A 23,150-nucleotide genomic window follows, 5' to 3' on the forward strand; every position below is an offset into this window, starting at 1 on the left:
GTGATATGGCTCTTCGGATCTCAGCAGGGGGCGTTGGTGCGCTGAACGCTCGCTGGAAACCGGCAACTGGGCCGATCGAGCGAGGACTCACCGCACCAAGCCGGTTGCTTCCCAACACCACCTCAGGCGACGTTGACATTCCTCCCACCGCCGGTCAGTTCGGGGGTGGTCGAGAGTTGGTCGCGTAGCTTCTCGCCCTCGACGTCGACGTTCGGCACGACGCGATCCAGCCAGCGCGGCAGCCACCAGGCTCCTTCGCCCAGCAACGTCAGCACGGCGGGCACGATGGTCATCCGCACGACGAACGCGTCGATGAAGATCGCGAAGGCCAGGGCGAAACTGATCTGCTTGATGAAGCCGTCTCCGAAGATGAACGCACCGAAGACGCTGATCATGATGATCGCCGCCGCGGTGACCACCCGGGCCCCGTGCCGGAATCCAGTGACGACGGCCCGGGTAGCGGCCGCGCCGTGGACGTGTTCCTCGCGCATCCGGGTGACCAGGAACACCTGATAGTCCATGGCCAGCCCGAACACCACGCCGATCAAGACAACGGGCAGCAGGCTGATGATCGGGCCGGTCTGCTCGACCCCCAGGACGTCGGTGAGCCAGCCCCACTGGAACACCGCTACCGTCGCACCGAACGTGGCGCCCATCGTCACGAGGAAGCCGAGCGCCGCCTTCAGCGGCACCAGGATGGAGCGGAAGACCAGAATCATCAGCACGAACGACAGCCCGACCACCACCGCCAGGTACGGCGTCAGCGCGTCGCTCATCTTCTGGCTGAAGTCGATGGTGACGGCCGTCGAACCGGTCACTGACACCGTCGCCCCGGATTGAGCTTCGACCTCGGCGGACAGTGCGCGGATGTCACCGACGAGGTCCTTCGTCTCCTCGGCGCCTGGCCCGGTCTGCGCGACGACCGAGATGATTCCCGTATCGCCAGTCTCGTCGACGGCAGCGGGCTCGGCCACCACGACGTTGTCCAGCCCGCTGATCGAATCAGCGACGTGCGGCAGCACCGCGTCGACGGACCCGTCTCCGGCGGCATGTACGACGATCACCAGCGGGCCGTTGAAACCGGGACCGAACCCATCGGCCAGCAAGTCGTACGCCTGCCGTCGGGTGTCGTCCTCGGCGTAGCTGCCGTCATCGGGCAGGCCCAGCTCCATACTCATCGCCGGGATCGTCAGCGTGCCGAGGGCTAGGAACGCGACCAGCAGTACGCGTAGCGGATGTGTCGTCACCATTCGCGCCCACGACAGGCCGAGGGTCTTGCCGTTACCCTCCGGATCGCGGGCCCGCAGACCCGGGATCCGGCCACCCAGGATCCGACGGCCGGCGAACCCGAACATCGCCGGCAGCATCGTCAGCGCCGTCAGCACCGCGAGGGCGACGGCGAAGGCGGCCGCGAGGCCCATCTCGGTCAGCACCGGGATCCCGACGACGGTCAGGCCCACCAGGGCGATCACGACGGTCATCCCCGCGAACACAACCGCGTTGCCCGCCGTGCCGACCGCCCGGCCGGCGGCGTCCTCTCGATCCCGGCCGGAGGTGAGTTCATGCCGGTACCGGGAGGCGATGAACAACGAGTAGTCGATGGCCAATGCCAGTCCCAGCATGAGCGCGAGGATCGTGGCGTCCTCCGACAGGTCGATGAACCGGGTAGCGATCGTGATCAGCGAGAGGGTGATTCCCACTCCGACGACGGCGTTCAGCAGCGGCAGCCCAGCCGCGACGAAGGACCCGAAGGTGATGACCAGCACCACGGCCGCGATGGCGAAGCCGATGAGCTCACCTATTTCTCCTTCGTCCATCTCGGGTTCGGCCACGCCGCCGCCGACCTCGACGATCAGGCCGGCGTCGCGACCGCTGTCGACCACCTCCAGCAGCGCGGCCTGTTCCTCCGAGGTGATGACCGAGGACTCGAACGTGACCTCGGCGTACGCCACGTCACCGGCCGGCGAGATGGCCGCCGCCTCGAACGGATCGGTCACATGCGCCAGGCCAGGCAACTGCTTGATCTCACCGATCACCGACTCGATCGCCTGCTCGTGGCCGGCGTCGGTCAACGTCTCGCCGTCGGGCGCCGCGAACACCACCCGGCCGCTCGCGCCGCTCGCGGCCATCTCGGGGAAACGTTCGTCGAGCAGGTCCATCGCTTCACTCGACTCCGTACCCGGGATGTCGAACGATTCGACGGGCTCCTCGTCGGTCGCTCCCGCGCCGATCAGCGCCAGTACAAGAAGTATCAGCCAGCCGGCGGCGACCGCCCAGCGACGCCGGAACGCGAACCTGCCCAGCCGGTAGAGAAAGGTTGCCATGGGCCAACCGTCGTCGTTCTCGCCGGTGGCCGGCGTCGGCCGATCGAGTGATCGTGCTCAGGTTTCTCCGGGCCGCGTACATCCTTCGATTGACGTGTCAGCACGGCGGGAACGCAGCACGCGTTCCCCGCCCGCTATGGAGTGTCGTCGTGAACGTGGTGGCCGTGCAGGAGTGCTTGGGCCATTGCTTTGGCTTGCCGCGCGGGCCGGCTCGATCGCTCGTAGAGTTCGGTGACGGTGGCGCCGTCCATCAGGAGAAGGAGTTGTCGGGCCAGCTCCATGTCGTCGGGGTAGCCAGCGTCGACGAGCAACGTACGCAGGTAATCGGCGACCGCATCTTTGTGGGCGGTAGCCATGGCCCGGATGGTGCTGTCGGGTTCGGCGACCTCGGCGATGGCGTTGATGAAGGCGCAGCCGCGGAAGTCAGAGGTCTCGGCGTGTTCGATGAGTGCGTCGAAGACCGCCAGCGGGGTGCCGCCGAGGGCGGAGGTTCGTTCGGTGAGCCAGCTGCGGTAGCGCTCGTCGTATCCACGCAGCATGGTCACCACGAGGTCGTCCTTACTAGCGAAGTGCCGGTAGAACGACGCGCGCCCGACTCCCGAGACGGAGAGCAGCCGCTCCAGGCCGACGGCGCGGATGCCCTCCGCATAGAACAGTTTCTCCGCGGCGCGAAGGAGTCGGTCACGTGCGTGGGTGGGCATCGGTCGGCCTCCTTTGACATAAATGGGACCGATCGGTACCGTCAGGAACGGAACCGATCGATACCATCCTAGTGCGTGTGGGCTTGCCGGCGCACACCCTCGTGGCGCAGAGAGGCAGAGCGCATGGTCCATTCGCCGAAAACCGAGCCGGACCCGCAGGCATCAGCAGCGGGTATGGGGCGCGTCGCCGTACTGGCGCTGGGAGTATTCGCCGTTGGCACCGGAGAGTTCGTGCTGGCCGGCCTGCTACCGATGCTGGTCGATGCCTTCGACGTGTCGGTGGCCCGGGCCGGGCAGATCATTACGGTGTTCGCGCTGACCTGTGCGGTGAGTGCGCCGGTACTGACCACACTGACCGCAACGTGGCGTCGTCGTACGGTACTGGTGACAGCGATCATGATCTACCTCCTCGGGGCCGCCGGCACTGCGCTGGCCGGTTCGTACGGACAGATCATCGCCGCTCAGATCGTCGCCGCGGCCGGCGTCGGGTTGTACATCCCGAACGCCTCGGTCACCGCGGCCACCTTGGTTGCTCCACGGCTATACGGCCGAGCGATCGCGCTGGTAGTGACCGGCTTCACCGCCGCCGTTGCCTTCGGCGCCCCACTGGGTACCGCCCTGGGCGGACTGCTGGACTGGCGGGCCACCATGTGGTTCACGGCCGCCCTCGCGCTCGTCGGCCTGGCTGGCGTCTTGGCCTTCGTCCCCGGCGACGTGCGGGTAACCTCGGCCGGTGGCTTGCGCGCACGCCTGCAACCTTTGAGCGATCGCCGCGTACTGGCACTGTTGGCGACGACGCTAGTCGCCTTCACCGCCGTGTTCATTCCCTACACCTACATCGGCGTCATCTACGCGCCGGCCACCGGTGACAGCGCGGTGGCGCTAGCGGTGCTGATGTTCACCGGCGGCGTTGCCGGCGCCATAGGCAACCTTGCAGCCGGGTTCTTCACCGACCGGATCGGCGGGGCCCGTGTGGTGACCGTCGCGCTGATCTGGCTGGCCACGGGCCTCGTCCTGGTGCCGCTAGCGACCTCGCACTTCGGCGCCGCACTCGCGATGATCGCGTTGTACGTGATGGCCGCATTCGCCATCACCACTCCCCAACAGCACCGGCTGATCGCGGTCCGCCCCGAAGCCACGCCGGTTGTGTTGTCGTTGAACCAGAGCGTGTTGTACCTGGCGATCGCGATGTCCGGTCTTCTTGGGGCGGCCGGGATCGGACTGGTCGGCGCCCGATACGTCAGTCTGCTCGCCGCTCTACTGGCGCTGCTGGCTCTGGGGCTGTCCCACATCGCCCATCGACTGGCTGGCGGGTCACCGGACCCGAAAGGAACCGCGACCGTCGACGGGTCCCTGACATCAACGTCGATGGCTCGGTAGGTCCGGAGGATCTTCCGACATCACGGTGGCGATGGCCACCCCGATGTCGGAAGCTCCGCGGCCCGGGGCTCAGGTCGTTACCCGCCCAGGTTCATCCTGCGGCTGTGGCCCGCGGTTGCGGGCAGTAGCGATCACCGACCCGGCAAGGATGAGACCGAAGCCGAGTGCGATGGTCACGGTGAACGGCTCATCGAGAACGAGAACACCGAGCGTCACCGCCACCGCCGGGTTCACGTACGTGATGACGGTGGCCCGCGCCGGTCCCACCTCCGCGATCAGCCGGTAGAAGACTAGGAAGGCCGTGGCCGTGCAGATGACCGCCAGACCCCCCGCGGAGAGCCACACAGACGTGCTCAACGGCTCGGACGGCCACTGGGCCAGCCCTACCGGGGTGTAGAGAAGTGCCGCGATGGTCAGCGACGCCGCCATCACCCCGAGCCCCGGGAGTCCCGCCAGGTACCGGGCCAGGATCAGCGGTCCTACGGCGTAGCTGATGACCACACCACCCACCGCCGCCACCGACCACAGGTTCGACGCACCGATGTCGAAACCGACGAGGGCCGCAACCCCTGCGAACCCCACGAGCAGCCCCGCCACTCTGCGGCGATCTACCCGTTCATGGCCGGTGACAGTGACAAGAATGGCCCCGACCAATGGCACGGCGGCGATGAGAAGGCCCGTCAACGAACTCGACAGCTCTTGCTGGGCATGCCCCAATAAGAACCATGGGATGCAGATCTCGATGATGGTGAAGGCAAGCAGCGGCCGCCAGTGCTTCAGGACCGGCCGCAGCAGACCCCGGGCTAACGCCACCGGCAGCAGCAGGACAGCGGCTACCGCGGTTCGGGCGAAGACCAACGAGGCGGGCGACAACTCTTCGACGGCGACCGCGATGAACAGATAGGGAACACCCCAGATCAAGCTCATCGAGATGAACAGCAGCCACCCGCGACGCGACATAACAGACTCCTCGCTTTCAGGCGCTGGCGCCACCCGTCGGGCGGCCGGGATCAAGCATGCACGACGGCAGCAAAAGTGGCAATGACGCCTGACATAAGTGTTCACCCGTGATGATCGGGAGATTTGTTCAGCGTCCCGGAATTCGGATGGACGCAGTTCGGCCCGCCCCAGTGAACTCGGGGCGGGCCGAACGGTGTAACCGCTGTGGATCAGCGCCTAAGGCACTGGTCTTCAGACGGCGGCGGTGTTACGACGAGCGCGGAGCGCGATCGCGGCGCCACCGGCAGCCAGCAGGCCGACGCCGACCAGGATGATCGGCAGCGTGCTCGAACCGGTGTCGGGCAGCTCGGTGTCATCGTCGTCGTCATCGTCGTCCCGGGTGACGACCGTGAAGTCGACCGAGGCCTCCGAGTCGGTCAGCTCCGGGTCGCCATCCTCGACGGTGGCGAAGGCGGTGAACGTGTACTCGCCGTCCGCCAGCGCCTCGTCGGGGGTGAAGGACCAGTTGCCGTCCTCGTCGATCTCGAACTCACCTTCCCAGGTGACCATGTCCTCGTCCTCGTCAGCCGGAACGGCTTCGTCGGACGCGGCGCTGAGGGTGGCCTCCTCGTCGGCCTGGCTCAGGGTGCCCTCGATCTGCAGCCCGATCAGAGCGCCGGGGAACGAGGTGCCCTCGAAGACGACGTCACCAGCAACCTCGTCGCCCTCAGCCGGGACCGTGATGCTGACCGACGGCAAGGTGATGCCGAGGTCGGACACAACCACGCTCTGCACGTCGTCGCCGGCTACCTGCGTCACGGTGGCGTCGAAACGCTGACCGCGCGGCAGGTTGGACTCGGGCGAGAGCTCCCAGGTGCCGTCGTCGGCGACAGTGGTGTCACCGAACTCGTTGTCGCCCACCGTCAGCGAGACATCGGCGCCGGGCTCACCGGTGCCCTCGAACGGCGGACGCGGGTTGCTGGTGGTCTGGCCGTCGTTCGGCGAGTCCACAACAAGCGGCTCGACGTCGGGCTCAGGCTCGCCCTCGGTCACCGTGAAGGAGCCGCTGGCGACACCGGACTGCGAGAAGTTGCCGTAGAAGGCCTGCGCCTCGTAGGCGTATTCCGCGCCGACCTCGAGCTCGTCGTCCAACGAGATGGCGAAGGTGCCGTTGGCGGTCAGGTCCGCCTCGAAGTCACCCAGCTCGTCGATGCTGACCTCAACCCGGTGGTTGGCACCAGCGTTGTCGACCGAACCCTCGATGGTGGTGCCGGCCTCGCTCGTCAGCGCCTCGTCGATGGACGGGTCGTTGACGTCGACGTTCAGCTCCCACTCGGCGCCGTAAAGCCCGAAGGCGCTGAACTCGGAGCCGCCGTCCGGGCCCTCGACCGCGTAACCGATACCCCAGCCGGACTGGTCGCAGCTGGAGAAGGTGGAGCCGGAGTTGACACCCAGGGCGTAGTTACCAACAACGATGGAGCCACCGCTGTCGCCGCCCAGCATGCAGGCGTCGAAGATGAAGCCGGTGACGGTCTCGCCGCTACCGAATTCGACCGACCGCTCGGCCTCCGAGATCGTGCCGCAGGTCCAGCCGGAGGTGGCGCCGGACTTGCAGGCCTCGGCGCCAACGACGGCACCGATGGAGTCATAGACGGTGACGGTCTCGTCGTCAGGGTGGCCAGTGCTGCCGCCCCAACCCGCCACCAGCGGAGCACCCTCCCAGGCGCTGCCGGTCACGTTGATCAGACCACCGTCGTGGCCGTCGAAGCCCGGGCCGAAGTTGAACGAACCGCCGGCGACCTCACCGACGTGCTCACCCGGGATCTCGCCCCAGATGTCGTCATCGACCATGATCGGAGCGTCGAGCTCCAGGTGGTACGCCGGGATGTCGAACTCGTCGTAGTCGTCGTCGACACCACAGTGGCCCGCGGTGAAGAACTGGTCGGCGCCACCGGAGGTGTAGCCACTGAACCCGACCGAACAACGCAGGAAGCCACCGAAGTGGTCGTCGTCGTCAAGCGGGAAGTAGTAGCCGTAACCACCCTTGTGGTCGCGCTTCAGCTCCCAGTCGTAACCGGAGTAGTCACCAGACTCGGGCTCTCCGACCTTGACGTTGGCGCCGACCGCTACGGCCGCGTCGACGTCCGCGTCGGCGGACACGTAGATGGTGACGTCCTGGCCGTCGATGGCCACGCCCTCGATGCCCACGCCGGCAGCACTGAGGCTGGCGGCGACCTCGGACGCGGACTTGGCGGCCTCGGCGTTGGCCAGGTACTGCTCGGCCGAGATGCCTAGGTCGCGCTGGATTGCATCTTTGAGGCCGGACGGCAAAGCCGCCGCCTGCGCAGCGAAGTCCGCGGCCTCAAAGGTCTCTAATGCTGCTTCTGGTGTGGATTCGTCTGCGTACGCGACGCCGGTGACGGCGAATGCGCCCGTACCGACGAGCGCCGAAGCGGCCACAACGCTGGCCAACCTCCGGGCGCCGCGATAGCGGCCCATGGAGTTACTCACGCATGTCTCCAGTTCTTAGTCATGAAACATCGTTTCCGGATGCCCTCGCCACCACGGCGGCGCTCCACCGGCACGTGCCGATGAACCGGAACCGCAGTCACGGTACCGGACTAGGCCTGTGGATAGCACCTGCCCCCTCGGACCGTTTTCGGTAAACATTTGGTAACGAAGACCCTTGTTGGGGAACCCACACACCATAGCCTGCGAAATGGTAATGGAGTGATGAAAGTGCATTAAAGTGATGATATTTGCCGTTATGTCTGATTCGCCCTAGTTCTTGAGGGCTCCGGTTCGAGGGTGCGTCACACGGTCGCGCGGCGGTGCGCAGTGACGAAGATCACGCCACCAGCCATAAGCAGCACCACCGCAGCCATCACCGGCCCACCCACCACCGAGCCGGTCTGAGCAAGGTCGTCCTCGCTTGCCGCCGCGTCGGCCCGGGCCGATTCCGTCGGCTGAGCCCCGATCTCCAGCGCCACGGCAGCCGACCGCTCCGATGTGAGGTCGTCTACCGCTTGCACGGCGCTGACCGCGTACCGACCCGGCGGCAGATCAACCGACTCGACCTTCCATTGGCCGTCCGTGTCCGCCACTGTCACGTGTTCGCCTACCCGTGTGCCAGCGTCGGCAGCAGAGTCACCCATACCCGGATCTGCGGCCTCCCCGCTGTCCGAGCTGTTGGTGGAGTCGCCCGGCTGGACCCGCACAGCCACCGTGCTGCCAGGTGCCGCCGTTCCGCGGAAGCTGTAGCCGCCGTCGGGCTCTTCCTCGGAAGCAACGACCATAGGCGCGCCGGGGACGATCCCGATCCGCTCGACGGCGACGTCGTCGGTACTCGCGGTGGTTTCCTGCGTGATCGTGGCGTCGAACCGACCCGCTCGCTCGGCCGGGCTGGGAGATAGCGACCAGGTGCCGTCGTCGGCGACGATCGCGGCCGTGGAAGACCCGTCGAACGCAAGAGTGATCCGTGCGCCTGGGTCTCCCGTGCCCGAGAACCGGGGCTGAGCGGCAGTGGTGGTCTCGCCGCTGGTCGGCGACTGGACGACAAGGGTGGCGACCTCAGCAACCTCAAAGGAACCTTCGACCGGCGCAGAAGTGACCACCCGCTCGCCACCCACCGGGGTGTGTGCGGCGGTAATGGTGTAGGTGTGCCGGCCCGGCGTTAATGGTTCCTCGACCGGAATCCGCCAGCTGCCGTCCGCCTTGACCGCCGCCTCGACCGTTTCGCCATCAATCCGCACGGTGACGTTGGCCCCAGCCGCTGCGTCGATACGACCCCGGAACGTCGGCCTCTGGCCGGTGACGTCGCCGTCGACCGGAGCCTTCACCTCAGGGGCGCCGACGTGGACGGCCAGCCGCCAGCCGCTTCCATGCAGCGCGCCAACCTTCGGCTCACCACTGGTCAACGGATATCCGACACTCACCTGTACGTCCTGGGCGGGGCCGGCACAGTCGGCATCCGTGCGGGTCGATCCGGATACCACACCCACCGCGTAGTAACCCACGACGATCGGCCCGCCACCATCGCCGGGCACAGCGCAGGCGTCGAGCAGGAAGCCGGTCACGTCCTCGCCGTTGACCGGTACCGTCGCCTCCGTCGCGACGACGGTGCCACAGGTCCATCCGGAGGAGACCCCGGCCTTACACGCCGGGGCGCCGGCCAGCGGCGCGATAGCGTCGAACACCGGCAGGCTGCGGCCTTGCCCGGCCGCGCCGTCGGGGGCCGCCACCCGGGGTCGTAGCCCGACGTCGTCGCGTAGCACGTCGAGGACGGCCATATCGTGTCCACCGCCGAAAGAGATATCTCGGGCGACGAGGTCGCCATCGGTGTTGGGCTCTTCTGCCGACTCGTCGGGCTTCAGCAGCCCGTCGGTGAGATCGTCGAGCAAGGTGTTGTCGTCAGTGTCGGCCTCGTCGGTGCCGGCCTCGTCGGTGTCATCGGCCACCAACCGGTCCGATCCCGCCACACTGATCGGACCGTCGACACCAGTCGGCCCACCGCCGGCGCAGTGCGCAGCGGTGATGGCGGCCGGGCCGGCCTCGGCGGTGGTTCCGTTGAACCCGGCCGAACACGTCGCGAAGCCGTCGTCGTGTTCGGTCACGATCGCGAAACCACCGGAGAGTCGTTCGGCCCAGGGCCCGATGTCCGGCGCGTCGGAGGACAGAGCCGGCTCGGCGGAGATGGCGGCCTCGACGGGGACGAGGTTGTCGGCGCGGCGGTCAGCGAAGGCGATCTGTCCCTGTGACCGGGCAGCCCGCACGGCATCGGCCAACGCGTCGCCCACGTGTACGGAGGCGCCGGTGGCGGCGACCACGGCGGTGTCGCCCCGGTTGTTCACGCTGACGTGCAACGTCTCCCCGTCCAACCATGCCGAACTCACCAGCTCGCCCAGCGAGTCGACGACGTCCACGGCGACTTTGGCGGCGGCGGCTCGAGCTAGGTAACGCTGCGGGGAGATGCCGAGATCGCGCTCGATGGCAGCGACCAGATCGGCGGGTAGTTCGGCGGCCGGAGCGGAGAACTCCGCCGGGTCGAAGTCTCGCATGACGACGTCAGGAACCGGCGCCTCGTCGAATTCTTCGTCGGTGATGGCGGCTGCACCGACACCGGTGGCCGCGGCAAAGACCAAGGAAGACGTCAGTGTCGCGAGCGTGAGACGCTGCCCGACCGCTCGAGCACCCATGAACAACTCCCGTGTCCCCGTAATTAGACCCCCGTCATATGCATACGAACCGTGACACTACCGGCGCATCGACCACCAGTGCGCATCGGGCCGCTTGCAAACCCGTGACAGATTACCCGGCTTCCGGCCCGCATGCATCAAGAACCATCAGGACAGCCTCCACGTGGCAGCAAAGGCGCAGGCCAGAGAGCCGCTTCCACGAAACCGCGGCGCAGCGCCGGTCAGGCCGCCAACCCGAACTGCCGGTGCCTCTGCAGCCAGTCGTGGTACCGCTTGTTGTCGTCCACAGCCGCAAGGTAGGCGCTACGCGCATGCCCCACCACGTCAGCGGAGTCAACCGCGGCGAAGGAACGGTGGCCCACCATCTGCCGCCAGCGCAGCGGGACCCCGGCGATCGGCACCATCGTCAAGCCCGGCGGAGGCCGAAAGCTGGGTTGGCACAACGCCACCGCGCGGCCGGTGCGCACCATGTACACACACGACGGTGGGTCCATCTCGTGCAGCGCCTTCGGGGTAAAACCCGCCCGGGCGCACGCCGCGGCGAAGCACTCACTGAAGCAGCCGTCGCCCGGCATGGCCACCCACAACGCCTCGGCCAAGTCGGCCAGCTCAACCGATGGCTGCCCAGCCAGCGGGTGGCCGTCGTCGACCATCACGAAGACGGCGTCGGTGGCGATGGTCTTCCACACGACGTCTTCCCCGGGCGGAGACGCGTCACCGCAGACACCGGTCAACGCGTAGTCGAGCCGGCCATCGCCGAGCATGCTGGCCAGCTCGTCGGCCGACCATGTCGCGTGAGTGGTGACGGACATCGCGGGCTGTTCGGTGGCCAGCCGATGCACCAGCGGCCCGAAGATGGGGGTGTTCGTGGAGCCGATGCGACAATGCCGGCTCCGCGCCGACGAATTGGCCAGCCGTGTGACGTCGTTCTGAAGTTCTTGCGCCGCGGGAAGCAGCATCCTCGCCCGGGACAGAACGATCTCGCCCAGCGCCGTCGGGCGCGCCCCCAGCCGGTCTCGCACGAAGATCGGCCCACCGAACAGCCGCTCGATCCTCTTCAGTTGGGAGGTCACGGCAGGCTGAGCCAGGCCGAGCGCCGCAGCGGCCTTCGTCAGGCTTCCGGTCTCGGCGATGGTGCAAACGATCCGCAGGTGACGCAGCTCGAGCTCCATAAGAAGGAATGTACGGCGTGGAGCAGATGACCGCTAGTGTCACGGACCGCCTGAACTGCCTGGCCGGGCCGGACCCAGACTGATTGGGTCACCACCGCCTGGCCGCCGACCCCGGCGATTTCGTCACGGGCGACCGCTACCCGTTGAATTTCGCCGCCGTGCTGGATCTGTATCTACACAACTCGGCGAGCCTCGTTCACCACGGCCGCCGGGTCCACCCGCCGGGCAGGCACAAGGGACAGGTTCAGGCATGGGAAAACTCTTCCTCTCGATGATGGTGACTCTCGATGGGTTCACCGAAGGACTCGACAGCAACCTCGAATGGATCGACGTCGCCCAGGACGACGAGGAGTTCAACGCCCACATGGTGAAGGTCTTGAGCGGCATCGACGCCATGATCTTCGGGCGGAGGACCTACGACATGCTGACCGACTACTGGCCGGCGGCCGGGCGGGATTCGGCCGCCACGGACACCCAACGAGAAATGGCCCGGTTGATGAACACCGTGCCCAAAATCGTGGTGTCACATGGGGCACCCGACCTGACATGGGGGCCGGCTACCAGGATCGGTGACGATGTCGCCGCGGAGGTGACCCGGCTGAAGCAGGAGTCGCGGCACGACCTGGCGTTGTTCGCCGGGGCGCGCACCGCGGCGTCGTTCCTCGACCTCGGCCTGGTGGACGAGTACCGCCTCATGACCTATCCCGTCCTCCTCGGAGAGGGCCGCCGGCTCTTTCCGTCTCCTCGGGACCGCCGGGACCTTCGCCTGGTCGACACCACCACGTTCGTCCGGTCAGGTGTGGTGATCCTGCGCTACGTACCCGGCTCGGCCCCATGAACCGGGACGGGGTCGGTTGAGAAACGGGCGGTGCGCGGGTCGCGTTCGGTGCCGAACCGGCGGGTGAGGATGTCGTAGAGTTCGGGGCGCCGCCCCTGGATCCAGCGCCGGCCGGTGGCCAGCGGCAGGAGACCGAGATCGAGGTCGGCGACCACCATGGCGTCGTCGGCGGCCCAGGTTTCGGCCAGGATCCTCCCGTACGGGTCGAGGATCATCGCGTTGCCGGTGCGCACTTCGTCGTCGTCTGGTCCAACGCCATTGCTGAAGACCAGGAAGAGGCCGTTGTCGTGGGCGCGGGCCGGTAGCCACCGCAAGAGCCATTCTCGTCCGTTCGGTCCACGGAACTCCGCCTCGATCCGCTGCGGGTCACGATGCCGGGCCTGCCACGTCTCCAACGGGATGGGTTTGGTGGCGTGCGGGCTTCGGGACGCCGTGCCACCGGTCTGGTGCGGCGCGAGGAGTATCGATGCGCCATGAAGGGCGGTGGCACGGACGTTCTCGACCAGGTTGTTGTCCCAGCAGATCAACACACCGAGACGAACCCCCCATGGGGTGTCGAAAACGGTGTAACGATCCCCGCTGCCAATCGCCTCGTGCTCGAAGGCATGCAGCTTGCGATGCCGGTGCATAGTCCCGTCCGGCAGACACACCACGTAGGAATTGAACAGGCGGCCGGTGTCGTCGGCCTCGAGAAAGCCGGCACCAACACCTATCCCGTGCTCCGTGGCGAGATCACCGACCACACGCACCGACGGGCCGGTCAGCGGCTCGGATAGGGTCCGCAACCGCTCGGCCGGCTGCCGTCGTAGATGCCAGTAGCCGATGAGGCACATCTCCGGGAACGCCACCAGGTCGACGCCACCGGCGGCGGCGTCGCGGACGAAAGCCTCGATCCGGCCGAGGTTGTACGTCGTGTCGTCCGGGCGGGGCTCGAACTGAACCGACGCGGCCCGGATCGTCGTCGTGGTTTCCAGTCCCCGGCCCTCACACATGCCTGATCCTCCGTTCGTCCAGCCGATGTGGCACCGGCCTTAGCGGCCGCCTCTTAGCGTCACCCCGACGGGATCCATGTGTCCAATGAATCTTTATCGGAGTTCTTATAACGTCAAGGAATGGACCTGCGCTTGCTCCGAGCCTTCCTCGCGGTCGCTGATCATCGGCACTATGGGGCCGCAGCCCACCAGTTGTCATTGACGCAGCCGGCGCTCACCAAACAGATCCAGACCCTGGAGCGGCAGCTCGGCGGACACCTGTTTACCCGTGGCCGGCACGGCGCGGCACTGACCGACCTCGGCCAGTCGCTACTCACGGACGCACGTGATCTGGTTGTCCGGTCCGACCTGCTGGCCAGTCGCGCTGTGCGATTTGCGCAGGGCACGGTTGGGCGGCTGTCCGTCGGATTCGGCCTGTCCAGCATCGAGCTGGCCCCGTGGTCGGTTGCTGAGTTCCGACGCCGCTGGCCCGATGTCAGCGTCACTCTCGACGATATGTCGTCTCGGGCACAGATCGAACGGATCGCCGCCGCCGATCTCGACGTCGGTTTCGTCCGCCTTCCCGCTGGCGCCGGCCTCCAGCAGTACACCCTGCGCCAGGATCGACTCGCCGTCGCGGCCCCGTCGGCCCCAGCAGGTGAGCTCGGCGCATGGCTACGCGAGCACGATCTGGTTCGCCTGCACCGCGACAAGGGGCCGGGCCTGGCCGGCCACATCGACCGCTTCTGCGCGGCACAGGCCGCGACGCCCGGCACCGTGCAGGTCGCCCATGATCTCCAGACCGTGCTCGCCCTCGTCGCCGCCGGCGTCGGGCCGGCCCTAGTGCCGGCCAGCGCCACCCGCATCGCACCATCCACGGTGAGCGTCACCCCCATCGACGACCCCGGCGCCAGCTGGGATGTGGGTGTGGTCTGGAACCCGGAACACTGCCCACCGGTGGTGTCCAACTTCCTGAACGTCGTCGTCCCCGGCTCGGTCCGAGCCGGGCAACCGTCGGCGGTCGGTAACGTACGATCATGAACGTCCTGGACGACGAGGTCCGCTCCCGCATGGAGGAGCGTCTGGCATTGATGCGGGTGCTAGCCCGCCTGCCGCACCACGCGCACACCTTGATCGACACTCTCATGGGCGCCGATCACTCACCCGCGGCGACCATCCGCGAGGTCCTCGACTGCAATCAACGACAAGCCGAACAGATCCTCATCACCGCGATCCAGGTCCTCACCCCGGATCGCCAACGGGACATCACCCGCGAGATCGACGAGTTGGAAACCCTGCTCGGCCATCGACAACCAGCGCAGGAATGACGGCGGCTTCGTCCGCGGCCCCAGATCTCCCGGCTACAGGGTGATCACCCGCCGCGCCCAGACGTCCAGCAGGTCGGGATCGTGGCTCACCGCCAGCACACCCATCCGCCGCTCGGCCACCTCCTCGTTCACGACGCCCACGAGCGCCGCCGACGTCGAAGCGTCGAGCATGGACGTCATCTCGTCGCACACCAGATACCTGGGCTCCGCCGCCAGCGCGCGAGCCAGACATGCCCGCTGTAGCTGTCCGTCGCTCACCTCGTGTGGCCGACGATCGAGCAGATCAGCCGTCAGGTCCACCCGGGTCGCCAGCCGCTCCACGTCGGGGCGGGCGGCCGCGGTCGATCGTCCACCGGCCCGCAGCGGCTCAGCGATGACGTCGGCCAGGGTGAACCTCGGATCAACGGACCGCCGGGGTGACTGGAACACGACGCCGACGGCCACTCGGAGCTCCCTCGGCACCCGGTGCCGGGCCCGTCGCACCGGTTCGTCGTCGATAACCACCCCACCCGACCACGGCGGCAGCAACAGCGCGAGCACCCGGGCCAGGGTGGATTTCCCGCAACCGCTCGGTCCGGCCAACCCGACCACCTCTCCGGGCTCCACCGCCAGGCTCACCCCGGTGAGCACCGGGGTTCCACGTCGATACCCGACCGCTACGTCCCGCGCCATCAGCGACATGCCACGGCCCTCTCCCCCGACCACCTCAGTGTCACGTCACCCGAACACACCCCAGGGCACCGATGGTGAAACACACAACCCTCCGGCAAGTTCGTCAGCTCCGGCGGCTGGCCGGGAATAGGCACCAGCCCGCCCGCCGGCAACGCACCCAGCAGACCCCGCGTGTAGTCATGCCAGGGATCGGCCAACACCGCACCTACCGGACCGACCTCCAGAAGCCGGCCGGCGTACATCACGGCCAGATCGTCCGCGGCGGACTCGGCCGCCGCCAAGTCGTGGGTGATCAACAACACCGACCGGCCGCCGGTGGCAAGCGCCCGGAGCAGGTCCACGGTCCGGTCGACCAACACGCGGTCCAACCCCGCCGTCGGCTCGTCGGCGATGACCACGGGCGGATCACCGGCCAGCGCCAGCGCCGTCACCACCCGCTGCGCCATCCCGCCGGACAACTCGTGGGGGTAACGGTCCAACTCCGACGGCGCCAATCCAACCTCGGCAGCGAGTTCCTCGACCCGGAGTGCCTCCCGGGAACGGTCCCGCCGCCGTCCCATCGCCAACTCCCGCACCACCTCGGCGAGCTGCGCCCGGGCGGTCCGGACCGGGGTCAGGTGGGTGGCAGCGGACTGCGGCACCAGGCCGACCCGGCGCCCCCGCACCCGACCGGCCAACACCCGCTCGCTGGCCCGCAGGAGCTCCATCGGCTCACCACCTGCGCCACCCAGTGTCACCGACCCCCGCACCTGAGCGTTGCCCGGCAGCAAGCCGAGGATCGTCGACGCCAGCACCGACTTCCCCGACCCGCTCTCACCCACCAGGGCCAGCACCCGTCCCCGGCGCAACCGAAAGGAGACGTCATTAACCGCGCGGACCGTCCGGCCACCGGACAGCCGCAGCCGCACCGACACCGCGTCGGCGGCCAACACCACCTCCGCGTCACGATGACCCCGACCCGACGCGGTCCTCCCCGCCGCGGCGAGGACAGCCTGTCCGTGATCGACGTTGGGGCCTGGGTTCATGCCCACTCCTCCGCCCGCCGCCGTGGCAGCACATGGTCCCGCCACGCCGCACCACAGGCGGCCACCGCCAGCGTCGCCACCACAAGCATCAGGGACGGAAACACCAACGTCCACCACGAACCGAGCAGCAACGATTCCCGAGCCTCGTCAAGCAGCGTGCCGAGACTCGCCCGGTGCGGCGGCAGACCGAGTCCGAGGAAACTCAACGCCGACTCGTGCCACACGGCGTGTGGGAGCAGCAGGACCGCCGCCAGCACCGCCTGCGGGATCACCGCCGGTAAGAAATGTCGCCGGATCACCCACCGTCGGGACGCACCCCCGGAAATCGCGGCGTCGACGAACTCCCGCTGCCGCAACGACAGGACCTCGGACCGAATCAGCCGGGCCACCGGCGCCCAGTGTGTCAACGCGATCGACGCGACGATGGCCACGACGCTGCCCCGGTAAAGCGCGACGATGACGATACCCAACAGCAGATGCGGAACCGCGTTCACCGTGTCGACGAGCCGCATCACGATCCGGTCCACCCAGCCGCCGACCGCACCCGCAACGGCCCCCACGGCCACGCCTAATACGGTGGAGATCACCGCACACAATCCGGCGATCAGCAACGAGACCCGCAGACCGGCGGCCGTCCGCACGAACAGGTCCCGGCCAGCCTGATCGGTACCGAACGGATGCTCCAACGACGGTGCGGAGCCAGCGGCGGCCAGGTCGACCAGCCGCTCGTCCAGACCCGCGATGATCGGCACTAGGACGGCATACACCACCAGGCCGGCCAGCACGGCGATCCCGACGAACAGCCGCTGACGGGCGGTCAGCCGGGCTCGCCGGCGCGATCCCCGGGCCCGAGTCCAGACCCGGCCCGCATCGAACCACCCGCCGAACCCCACACCGCCCGGATCGCCGGTGCGTTCCTTCGTCCGCACCTCAGCCATCGGCGGCCACCCGCGGATCCAACACGGTATAGACGACGTCGGCCAGCAGCGACCCCAGCAAGACGACCACCGCAGCAAGTAAGGTCAACGCCGCCAGCAGCGGGAAGTCCACCTGCATCGCCGACCGGACCACGGCCGCGGCCACTCCAGGCCAGGAGAACACCGACTCCACCAGAATGGCGCCCGTGACCAGTTCCGGCAGACGGGTGCCGACCAACGTCACGAACGGCAACAGTGCCGTCGGAAGCGCGTGGCGCAACACCACCGTCCGAGCCGGCAACCCACGCGCCCTGGCGCCGACCACATGATCCTCTCCGAAAGCCGCGATCAGCGACTGCCGCACGTGCAACAACAGCCACGGCAGCTGCGACACCGCCAGCACACCCGCCGGCAGGATCAAATGCCGCGACACCTGCCCAACGCTGACCGCCGCACCCGCGTCGGTCAAACCAGCCACCGGCAGCCAGGACAGACCCAAGGCGAAGATACCGATCGCGGCCAGCGCGACGACAAACGGCGGAACCCCCTCCAGCGCATGTGCCACCGCGGTGACCACCCGATCGGCGACCCCGCCCTGCCGCCACGCGGTCCACACACCGAGCATCAGCGCCGTAGCGACCGCCAGCACCAAAGCCGTTCCGGCCAGCAGAACGGTCCACGGCAGCCGCTCCGCGAGGACATCGGCGACCGGCTGCCCGTACGAACGCGACGTGCCGAGGTCGCCGCTCAGCAGGGATCCGGCCCAGCGCAGGTACTGCTCGTACCACGGGTCGTCGAGGCCGAGTGTGTCCCGCAGTTGCTGCTGTTCGGCCGCCCCCGCGGTGAGGTAGCGGTCACCTAGGTAGCCGACGAGCGGGTCGAACGGCGACGCGGCGGCCAGCCCGAACACCACCACCGAGGTGAGGACCAGGACCGGCACCGCGAGGAGGAGCCGGCGCACCGCCATCCGGCCAACCGCCCGGCGCCTGTCCCGTCCCAACCGCGTGATCATTGAGGCGCCTGGCACGCTGGGGTGTCGTGCCTGGCACGCTGAAGTGTCGCAATCGCGCCCGAAATGCCCGACTTGTGGAGCCCTCCGGCGTGCCACGCTCCGACCGGACCAACTCCGCTCACTCGGCGCCTCGCCGTTCCACTCCCAACGTCACGCTCGCCGTCTCCCTCGTCCCTCGTCCGACGGCTCGCCGTTCCCAGTCCCAACGTCACGCTCGACACCTCACTCACTACGCCGCCAACCTCGTCCCTCGGTTGACAACTCCGCTCACTCGCCGTCTCGCCGTTCCCAGTCCCGGAGGTTCCACCACGGCCCCCACGACACCCCATGAGCGTGCGGTTCGATGATCGGCTGGATGTTGGCCCAGGCGTCGGCGTCCCGGATGACGTACGTGTGGTCGAGGAACACGAGCATCACGTACGGCGGATCCTCCACCAGGCGCCGCTGGATCTCTCGGTAGGCGCCGACCCGCTCGTCGTCGTCCAGACTGCGCCGGCCGAGATCCAGTGCGGCATCGACGGCATCGTCGCGAAACCCCGTCGGGTTGAGGAACGGGTTGGCTTCGTCGTGGTCGGCGAACCTCGAATGCAGAGCGGTGTACACCTGCGGATCCGGATCGAACGGAAAGTCGCCACCGCCGAGCACCCCGGCGTCGGCCGGAATCCGCGGCCGGAACTCCGGCCGGTCCACCGCCTCCAACGTGACCTCGATCCCGATGGAGCGTGCATCGGACACGAACGCCTGGCCAAGGTCGCGGCGCAACGTGTCCTCCGGGAAGTACATAACGGTGAACTCCGCTCGCTGCCCGTCCTTCACCCGGGTCCCGTCGTCTCCCTGCACCCAGCCGGCATCGTCCAGCAACCGCTGGGCCCTCTCCGGGTCGTATCCGAACACCGCATCCGGATCGTGGTAGTCACCGAATACCTCGGGAATCAGCGTGTACGCCGGCACGCCGTGACCGGCCAGCACCGTGCTGATCATCGCCTCCCGGTCGACCGCCAGATTCAGCGCCTGCCGGATGTCCGGATCGCCGGTGACGGGGTTGCCGGCCGGCATGGTGACACCGCGCCAGTCCGCACTGGGGTTCGCCACCACCGTCGTACCGTCGGCGGCGGCGCTGAACGGCGCAGCCAGTTTGGGCGGCAGCCAGGCGCCGTCGAACTCACCGGACCGCATCCGCTGGGCCCGCACGTTGTCGTCCGAGGCGGACACGATCGTCAACCGGGTGACCTCAGGCTGGCCACCCCAGTAGTCCTCGTAGGCCTCGAGGACCATCCGCTCACCGCGCCGCCACTCCACCAACCGGTAGGGCCCGGCGCCCATCGGCTCGGTATTCAGCGACGACTCCTCCACGGGCGCCGGCTCCCCGAGTGCAGTGGCCGGGACGATCCCCAGCAGCAGCCGGGTGTCGAACGGAACGTGCGGGTAGTCGAGGTGGAACCGGACGGTGTGATCATCCACCTTCTCGACCCGATCCACCATGTCGTACGACGACGTCAGCGGCGACGCGTACGCAGGGTCGAGGATTGCCTCGAAGGTGGCCACGACGTCGTCGGCGCCGAACGTCGCGCCGTTATGGAACGTGACATCGTCGCGTAGCCGCACCGTCCATTCCGTCGCGTCGCCGTTCACCTCGGGAAGCTCGGTGGCCAACGCGGGCTCCAGGACGGGCAAGTCGTCGTGCTGAGCGAGCCGCAGCAAGCCGTCGTAGATCTTGGACGACCCGTCCTCACCGTGCCCCGCGATCGGGTTGAGGTTGTCCGGCTCGTAGGAGTCGGCCAGCACGAGCTCGTATCCAGAGGTGTCGGTGCCACCGTCGTCGGTGGACTCGCCGCAAGCGGCGAGGAAGAACAACGAGGCGGCAGCGGTACCAGCGAGTACACGATTCACGGAGCGCAACAATAGCTGAACGATTGTTCAAGCATGAAGATGGGCAGGTCCGCCAGGCCGAGCCGATGGCAAGATGGCCACGTGAACAACAGCCCCGCCATCGACCCCTACAAACGCGCCGAGGCCAGCGCCGCGCTGCGGGACGACCACACCATCGACGCCTGGGCGAGACGATTCGCACTGCTCTCCGACCCCAACCGGCTGCGACTTCTGTTCTGCCTCCATCGCGCCCCCAAGATCGCTGTCACCGACCTGGCCGCCGCCGTCGGGATGAGCGACACCTCGGTGTCACACGCGCTGCGGCTGCTCCGCAGCAACGGTTGGGTCACCTCACGCCGAGTCGGCCGAACCGTGCTGTACTCGCTCGACGACGACACCATCCATGACATGCTGCATCAGCTCGGGGCAACTCACGCCGGCGACCACTAGTGTCCTGCGCCTACAACCCCGAACGCAGATAGTCCGCCACGTCACCGCGCTTGAAATAGTCCGCCCAGCCCGCCGGTGGCAGACCGTAACGCGAATCCACCGCCTCCGGGTCCGCGCCGTGATCAATCAGGAACCGGACCTCCTCCAGCCGACCCGCGGCGGCGGCGAAATGCAACGCCGACGGCGACCCCGCGTTGACGTCGAACCCACGTTCCACCAGGAACCGCACCGTCGACCAGTGATGGAGCCCTGCGACCTGCGCGACGAGCTCCGGCCGGGTTCGCCGCACCTGGTCGACTCGCGTCGGCTCAGCCCCGGCGGCGGCTGCGGCGTCGCCCACCAGGCAGACACCGATCAGCGGATCCTCATGGTCCCGAAAGGCTCGGTACAAGTCACGCAGCAGGCAGATCTCCGCACCGTGCGCCATCACCTCGCGGTTGACGTGCAGCACAAGCTGCGCCATCGAATAGTCCGCGAAGTCGGCGCCCTTGGGGCCAAGTGGTTTGCGCAGGTCGGCGTCGCTTAAGGCGGCGATACCGCCGTGCCAGAGGGAGTACGCCTCGTCGAGAAAGGCCAGCGCCTCGTCCGCCGTGGCCGGCAGCGGCTCGGGCCAGTGCCGCCCGTCGTACATGTCCGCGTCGTCGGGAGCACTGGTGGGCCCGAAGAAAGCCCGCGCCCGGGTGCCGAAGACTTCGTAGCCGATGTGTACGGCACGCCATGCGATGGTTGTCAGGGGAGGAACCGGAGGCTCCGGTGATTGGCGTTCGAGCTGGGGCCGCCCATTATCGCCGGTTCGTAAGCTCCAACTGCCGGGTACTGGCTCCCAGAGGTATTCGTCGTCGGTCAAGCCGTCCAGCCGGGGCCGCAGGTGCACGTTCCAGTAGAACTCGAGCTGTTCGAGCAGCTCAGGCCGCCATGTGTTCGTCATGACACAACGCTAAGAACCAAAGCGGACAGTTCACGTCCTCTTATCGCACCGGTGGGGGTTGCGATGTTGGCTCCGATAGCTCGCAGTGCCATGCCGGGTGATTGTGTTCGGCTGTAGTGGGGTGCACCCGCATTGATCATGAGCGAGTTTTTCCCCGCCCAGGGGGTGCAAGTCGCTCATGATCAAGACGAGCCCAGCGCAGCTGCCACCCGCCTGTGCGATGCCACCCGCCTCTGCGATACCACCCGGCGAGCCAGCCGATTCCAGGTCGCGCAGCCTCCTAGAACCCGCGCGAACAGGGAGTCACCGGGCTCCCCTATTCGCGCGGGTTCCTAAACTCGTCGGGATGACATCGACAGGTGCCGGCTCGTTCGACAGACCCGGCGGCATCCCGGATGCCGTGTCGGTGCTGGCCGCGTTCGGCTTGGCCGGCCGCGTCGTCGACCTGACCCCGGTCTCCGGCGCCTGGTCGAATCGCGTCTACCGGCTCACCACCAGCCGCGGCGTCTACGCGGTCAAGCAGATGCGCAACCCGTGGAGACTCCCCCGCTGGCAGGACTGGCTCGACGCCGCGTGGCGGTTCGAGCAGCGGGCGTTCGACGCCGGGATCGCCATGCCGGCCCCCGTCCCGAACCCGCTGGATGGCGGCTGCCTAGCCTGGGTTCCACCGTCACCCGGATCGGCCCCCGTCCCGGTGCGGGTACACCACTGGGTCGAAGGTCAGGCGCCGTCGCCGCAACCAGTGGATCGGGACGTCGCGATCTGGGCCGGCCGAACCCTCGCGATGCTGCATCGACTCGACATTCGTAGCGCTGACCGCGAGCTCTACCCGGCGCCCAACACCGATACCGCTGACGGCTGGGCCGAGCTGGCCGCGGCGGCACGGCGAATGGGGGCTCCGTGGGCAGCGGACCTCGCAGCGGTAACACCACATGTGGAACAGATTGCCGCACTCAGCCGTCAGGCACGTGATCAGCCGGCCGACGAGACCTTCTCCCACGGCGACATCGACCAGAAGAACCTCCTGCTCACGCCGGACGGACCGATGCTGTGCGATTGGGACGTGGCGATGCCGATGGTCCCACGGCGTGAGCTAGCCGACGTGTCGCTCTCACTGGCTGGTTGGCGTGACGTCGAACTCGCCCGCGATGTCATTCGGGCCTACCGGGTGGCCGGCGGAGGGGACACGGTGATCGAGCCACCGGATCTGGGCCCATCCCTGACATCGAGCCTGGACTGGTTGGCTTTCAACGTCGAGCGCTCCATCGGTCTACGGACGGCAGAACCCGACGACGTCGATCTGGCCCGCCGGCTGGTACCCCAGCTGATCGCCGCCCTCCCCGGCGAGGTCGGCGCGGCGTCGCGAGTCCGGGAGATCCTCGCGACCTAGCGGTTGGCCCGAACCGGGCTGGGCTCGAGGTGAATACCT

General features: G+C 67.8%; 19 protein-coding genes. 6 read left to right on the forward strand and 13 right to left on the reverse strand.

Annotation, left to right across the window (positions count from 1 at the left end):
- Nucleotides 1–122: 122 nt before the first annotated feature.
- Both G8760_RS08085 and G8760_RS08090 read right to left on the reverse strand, forming a co-directional pair.
- A complete protein-coding gene (locus G8760_RS08085) occupies nucleotides 123–2,324 on the reverse strand; it encodes an MMPL family transporter (RefSeq protein ID WP_166349494.1) in 2,202 nt (733 codons plus the stop codon).
- A gap of 134 nt (nucleotides 2,325–2,458) precedes the next feature.
- The gene (locus G8760_RS08090) at nucleotides 2,459–3,025 is read right to left on the reverse strand and encodes a TetR/AcrR family transcriptional regulator (RefSeq protein ID WP_166349497.1); all 567 of its coding nucleotides are present in this window, start codon (nucleotides 3,023–3,025) and stop codon (nucleotides 2,459–2,461) included.
- 123 nt (nucleotides 3,026–3,148) lie between these two features.
- Between G8760_RS08090 and G8760_RS08095 the strand changes: the two genes are divergently transcribed.
- Nucleotides 3,149–4,405 (forward strand): MFS transporter, encoded by a 1,257-nt coding sequence (locus G8760_RS08095; protein WP_207782135.1) that lies wholly within the window; start codon nucleotides 3,149–3,151, stop codon nucleotides 4,403–4,405.
- A 69-nt stretch (nucleotides 4,406–4,474) separates the two neighbouring features.
- Here G8760_RS08095 and G8760_RS08100 read toward each other — a convergent pair whose 3' ends face one another.
- From G8760_RS08100 to G8760_RS08115, 4 genes are all read right to left on the reverse strand, one after another.
- Nucleotides 4,475–5,365: a DMT family transporter gene (locus G8760_RS08100; protein WP_166349500.1), complete on the reverse strand. Its 891-nt coding sequence runs from the start codon at nucleotides 5,363–5,365 to the stop codon at nucleotides 4,475–4,477.
- Nucleotides 5,366–5,596: 231 nt separating this feature from the next.
- Nucleotides 5,597–7,855, reverse strand: coding sequence for an LPXTG cell wall anchor domain-containing protein (locus G8760_RS08105; protein WP_166349503.1), 2,259 nt, complete (start codon nucleotides 7,853–7,855; stop codon nucleotides 5,597–5,599).
- 302 nt (nucleotides 7,856–8,157) lie between these two features.
- Nucleotides 8,158–10,539: an Ig-like domain-containing protein gene (locus G8760_RS08110; protein ID WP_166349506.1), complete on the reverse strand. Its 2,382-nt coding sequence runs from the start codon at nucleotides 10,537–10,539 to the stop codon at nucleotides 8,158–8,160.
- A gap of 221 nt (nucleotides 10,540–10,760) precedes the next feature.
- Complete coding sequence (locus G8760_RS08115) at nucleotides 10,761–11,711, reverse strand: LysR family transcriptional regulator (protein WP_207782136.1); 951 nt, start codon at nucleotides 11,709–11,711, stop codon at nucleotides 10,761–10,763.
- 250 nt (nucleotides 11,712–11,961) lie between these two features.
- Between G8760_RS08115 and G8760_RS08120 the strand changes: the two genes are divergently transcribed.
- Nucleotides 11,962–12,549, forward strand: a complete 588-nt coding sequence (locus tag G8760_RS08120) for a dihydrofolate reductase family protein (protein ID WP_166349509.1) — start codon at nucleotides 11,962–11,964, stop codon at nucleotides 12,547–12,549.
- On the opposite strand, the gene G8760_RS08125 is transcribed toward G8760_RS08120, so the two are convergent.
- On the reverse strand, nucleotides 12,525–13,541 hold the full coding sequence (locus G8760_RS08125) for a nitrilase family protein (RefSeq protein ID WP_166349512.1): 1,017 nt from the start codon (nucleotides 13,539–13,541) through the stop codon (nucleotides 12,525–12,527). The two genes, G8760_RS08120 and G8760_RS08125, sit on opposite strands and share 25 nt — an antisense overlap.
- A gap of 120 nt (nucleotides 13,542–13,661) precedes the next feature.
- On the opposite strand from G8760_RS08125, the gene G8760_RS08130 reads away from it, so the two are divergent.
- Nucleotides 13,662–14,561 carry a LysR family transcriptional regulator gene (locus tag G8760_RS08130; protein ID WP_166349515.1) on the forward strand — a complete coding sequence of 300 codons (900 nt, stop codon included), beginning with the start codon at nucleotides 13,662–13,664 and terminating at the stop codon, nucleotides 14,559–14,561.
- A complete protein-coding gene (locus G8760_RS08135; protein WP_166349518.1) occupies nucleotides 14,558–14,848 on the forward strand; it encodes a hypothetical protein in 291 nt (96 codons plus the stop codon). Before G8760_RS08130 ends, G8760_RS08135 begins: the two co-directional genes overlap by 4 nt.
- 33 nt (nucleotides 14,849–14,881) lie before the next feature.
- Here G8760_RS08135 and G8760_RS08140 read toward each other — a convergent pair whose 3' ends face one another.
- The 5 genes from G8760_RS08140 to G8760_RS08160 all read right to left on the reverse strand — a co-directional run bounded on the left by G8760_RS08140 (nucleotide 14,882) and on the right by G8760_RS08160 (nucleotide 20,364).
- Nucleotides 14,882–15,529 carry an ABC transporter ATP-binding protein gene (locus tag G8760_RS08140; RefSeq protein ID WP_166349521.1) on the reverse strand — a complete coding sequence of 216 codons (648 nt, stop codon included), beginning with the start codon at nucleotides 15,527–15,529 and terminating at the stop codon, nucleotides 14,882–14,884.
- A complete protein-coding gene (locus G8760_RS08145; protein WP_166349524.1) occupies nucleotides 15,520–16,545 on the reverse strand; it encodes an ABC transporter ATP-binding protein in 1,026 nt (341 codons plus the stop codon). Before G8760_RS08145 ends, G8760_RS08140 begins: the two co-directional genes overlap by 10 nt.
- Nucleotides 16,542–17,483: an ABC transporter permease gene (locus tag G8760_RS08150; RefSeq protein WP_166349527.1), complete on the reverse strand. Its 942-nt coding sequence runs from the start codon at nucleotides 17,481–17,483 to the stop codon at nucleotides 16,542–16,544. The genes G8760_RS08145 and G8760_RS08150 overlap by 4 nt, the downstream gene beginning before the upstream one ends.
- Nucleotides 17,476–18,429, reverse strand: coding sequence for an ABC transporter permease subunit (locus G8760_RS08155; protein ID WP_166350028.1), 954 nt, complete (start codon nucleotides 18,427–18,429; stop codon nucleotides 17,476–17,478). Before G8760_RS08155 ends, G8760_RS08150 begins: the two co-directional genes overlap by 8 nt.
- A 312-nt stretch (nucleotides 18,430–18,741) precedes the next feature.
- Nucleotides 18,742–20,364: an ABC transporter substrate-binding protein gene (locus tag G8760_RS08160; RefSeq protein ID WP_166349530.1), complete on the reverse strand. Its 1,623-nt coding sequence runs from the start codon at nucleotides 20,362–20,364 to the stop codon at nucleotides 18,742–18,744.
- A gap of 39 nt (nucleotides 20,365–20,403) precedes the next feature.
- On the opposite strand from G8760_RS08160, the gene G8760_RS08165 reads away from it, so the two are divergent.
- The gene (locus G8760_RS08165) at nucleotides 20,404–20,793 is read left to right on the forward strand and encodes an ArsR/SmtB family transcription factor (RefSeq protein WP_166350030.1); all 390 of its coding nucleotides are present in this window, start codon (nucleotides 20,404–20,406) and stop codon (nucleotides 20,791–20,793) included.
- Between the two features lie 10 nt (nucleotides 20,794–20,803).
- On the opposite strand, the gene G8760_RS08170 is transcribed toward G8760_RS08165, so the two are convergent.
- The gene (locus G8760_RS08170) at nucleotides 20,804–21,721 is read right to left on the reverse strand and encodes a DinB family protein (RefSeq protein ID WP_166349533.1); all 918 of its coding nucleotides are present in this window, start codon (nucleotides 21,719–21,721) and stop codon (nucleotides 20,804–20,806) included.
- Nucleotides 21,722–22,067: 346 nt separating this feature from the next.
- Between G8760_RS08170 and G8760_RS08175 the strand changes: the two genes are divergently transcribed.
- A complete protein-coding gene (locus tag G8760_RS08175; protein ID WP_166349536.1) occupies nucleotides 22,068–23,111 on the forward strand; it encodes an aminoglycoside phosphotransferase family protein in 1,044 nt (347 codons plus the stop codon).
- Nucleotides 23,112–23,150: the final 39 nt, after the last annotated feature.

Origin of the sequence: Phytoactinopolyspora limicola (genome assembly GCF_011320225.1) — a bacterium.
GTDB classification, from domain to species: domain Bacteria; phylum Actinomycetota; class Actinomycetes; order Jiangellales; family Jiangellaceae; genus Phytoactinopolyspora; species Phytoactinopolyspora limicola.

Bases quoted from the DNA above. Each gene is read 5' to 3' on its own strand.
- G8760_RS08085 (WP_166349494.1), bottom strand. From the start codon at position 2,324: ATGGCAACCTTTCTCTACCGGCTGGGCAGGTTCGCGTTCCGGCGTCGC.
- G8760_RS08090 (WP_166349497.1), bottom strand. From the start codon at position 3,025: ATGCCCACCCACGCACGTGACCGACTCCTTCGCGCCGCGGAGAAACTG.
- G8760_RS08095 (WP_207782135.1), top strand. From the start codon at position 3,149: ATGGTCCATTCGCCGAAAACCGAGCCGGACCCGCAGGCATCAGCAGCG.
- G8760_RS08100 (WP_166349500.1), bottom strand. From the start codon at position 5,365: ATGTCGCGTCGCGGGTGGCTGCTGTTCATCTCGATGAGCTTGATCTGG.
- G8760_RS08110 (WP_166349506.1), bottom strand. From the start codon at position 10,539: ATGGGTGCTCGAGCGGTCGGGCAGCGTCTCACGCTCGCGACACTGACG.
- G8760_RS08115 (WP_207782136.1), bottom strand. From the start codon at position 11,711: ATGGAGCTCGAGCTGCGTCACCTGCGGATCGTTTGCACCATCGCCGAG.
- G8760_RS08120 (WP_166349509.1), top strand. From the start codon at position 11,962: ATGGGAAAACTCTTCCTCTCGATGATGGTGACTCTCGATGGGTTCACC.
- G8760_RS08125 (WP_166349512.1), bottom strand. From the start codon at position 13,541: ATGTGTGAGGGCCGGGGACTGGAAACCACGACGACGATCCGGGCCGCG.
- G8760_RS08130 (WP_166349515.1), top strand. From the start codon at position 13,662: ATGGACCTGCGCTTGCTCCGAGCCTTCCTCGCGGTCGCTGATCATCGG.
- G8760_RS08135 (WP_166349518.1), top strand. From the start codon at position 14,558: ATGAACGTCCTGGACGACGAGGTCCGCTCCCGCATGGAGGAGCGTCTG.
- G8760_RS08140 (WP_166349521.1), bottom strand. From the start codon at position 15,529: ATGTCGCTGATGGCGCGGGACGTAGCGGTCGGGTATCGACGTGGAACC.
- G8760_RS08145 (WP_166349524.1), bottom strand. From the start codon at position 16,545: ATGAACCCAGGCCCCAACGTCGATCACGGACAGGCTGTCCTCGCCGCG.
- G8760_RS08150 (WP_166349527.1), bottom strand. From the start codon at position 17,483: ATGGCTGAGGTGCGGACGAAGGAACGCACCGGCGATCCGGGCGGTGTG.
- G8760_RS08155 (WP_166350028.1), bottom strand. From the start codon at position 18,429: ATGGCGGTGCGCCGGCTCCTCCTCGCGGTGCCGGTCCTGGTCCTCACC.
- G8760_RS08165 (WP_166350030.1), top strand. From the start codon at position 20,404: ATGGGCAGGTCCGCCAGGCCGAGCCGATGGCAAGATGGCCACGTGAAC.
- G8760_RS08170 (WP_166349533.1), bottom strand. From the start codon at position 21,721: ATGACGAACACATGGCGGCCTGAGCTGCTCGAACAGCTCGAGTTCTAC.
- G8760_RS08175 (WP_166349536.1), top strand. From the start codon at position 22,068: ATGACATCGACAGGTGCCGGCTCGTTCGACAGACCCGGCGGCATCCCG.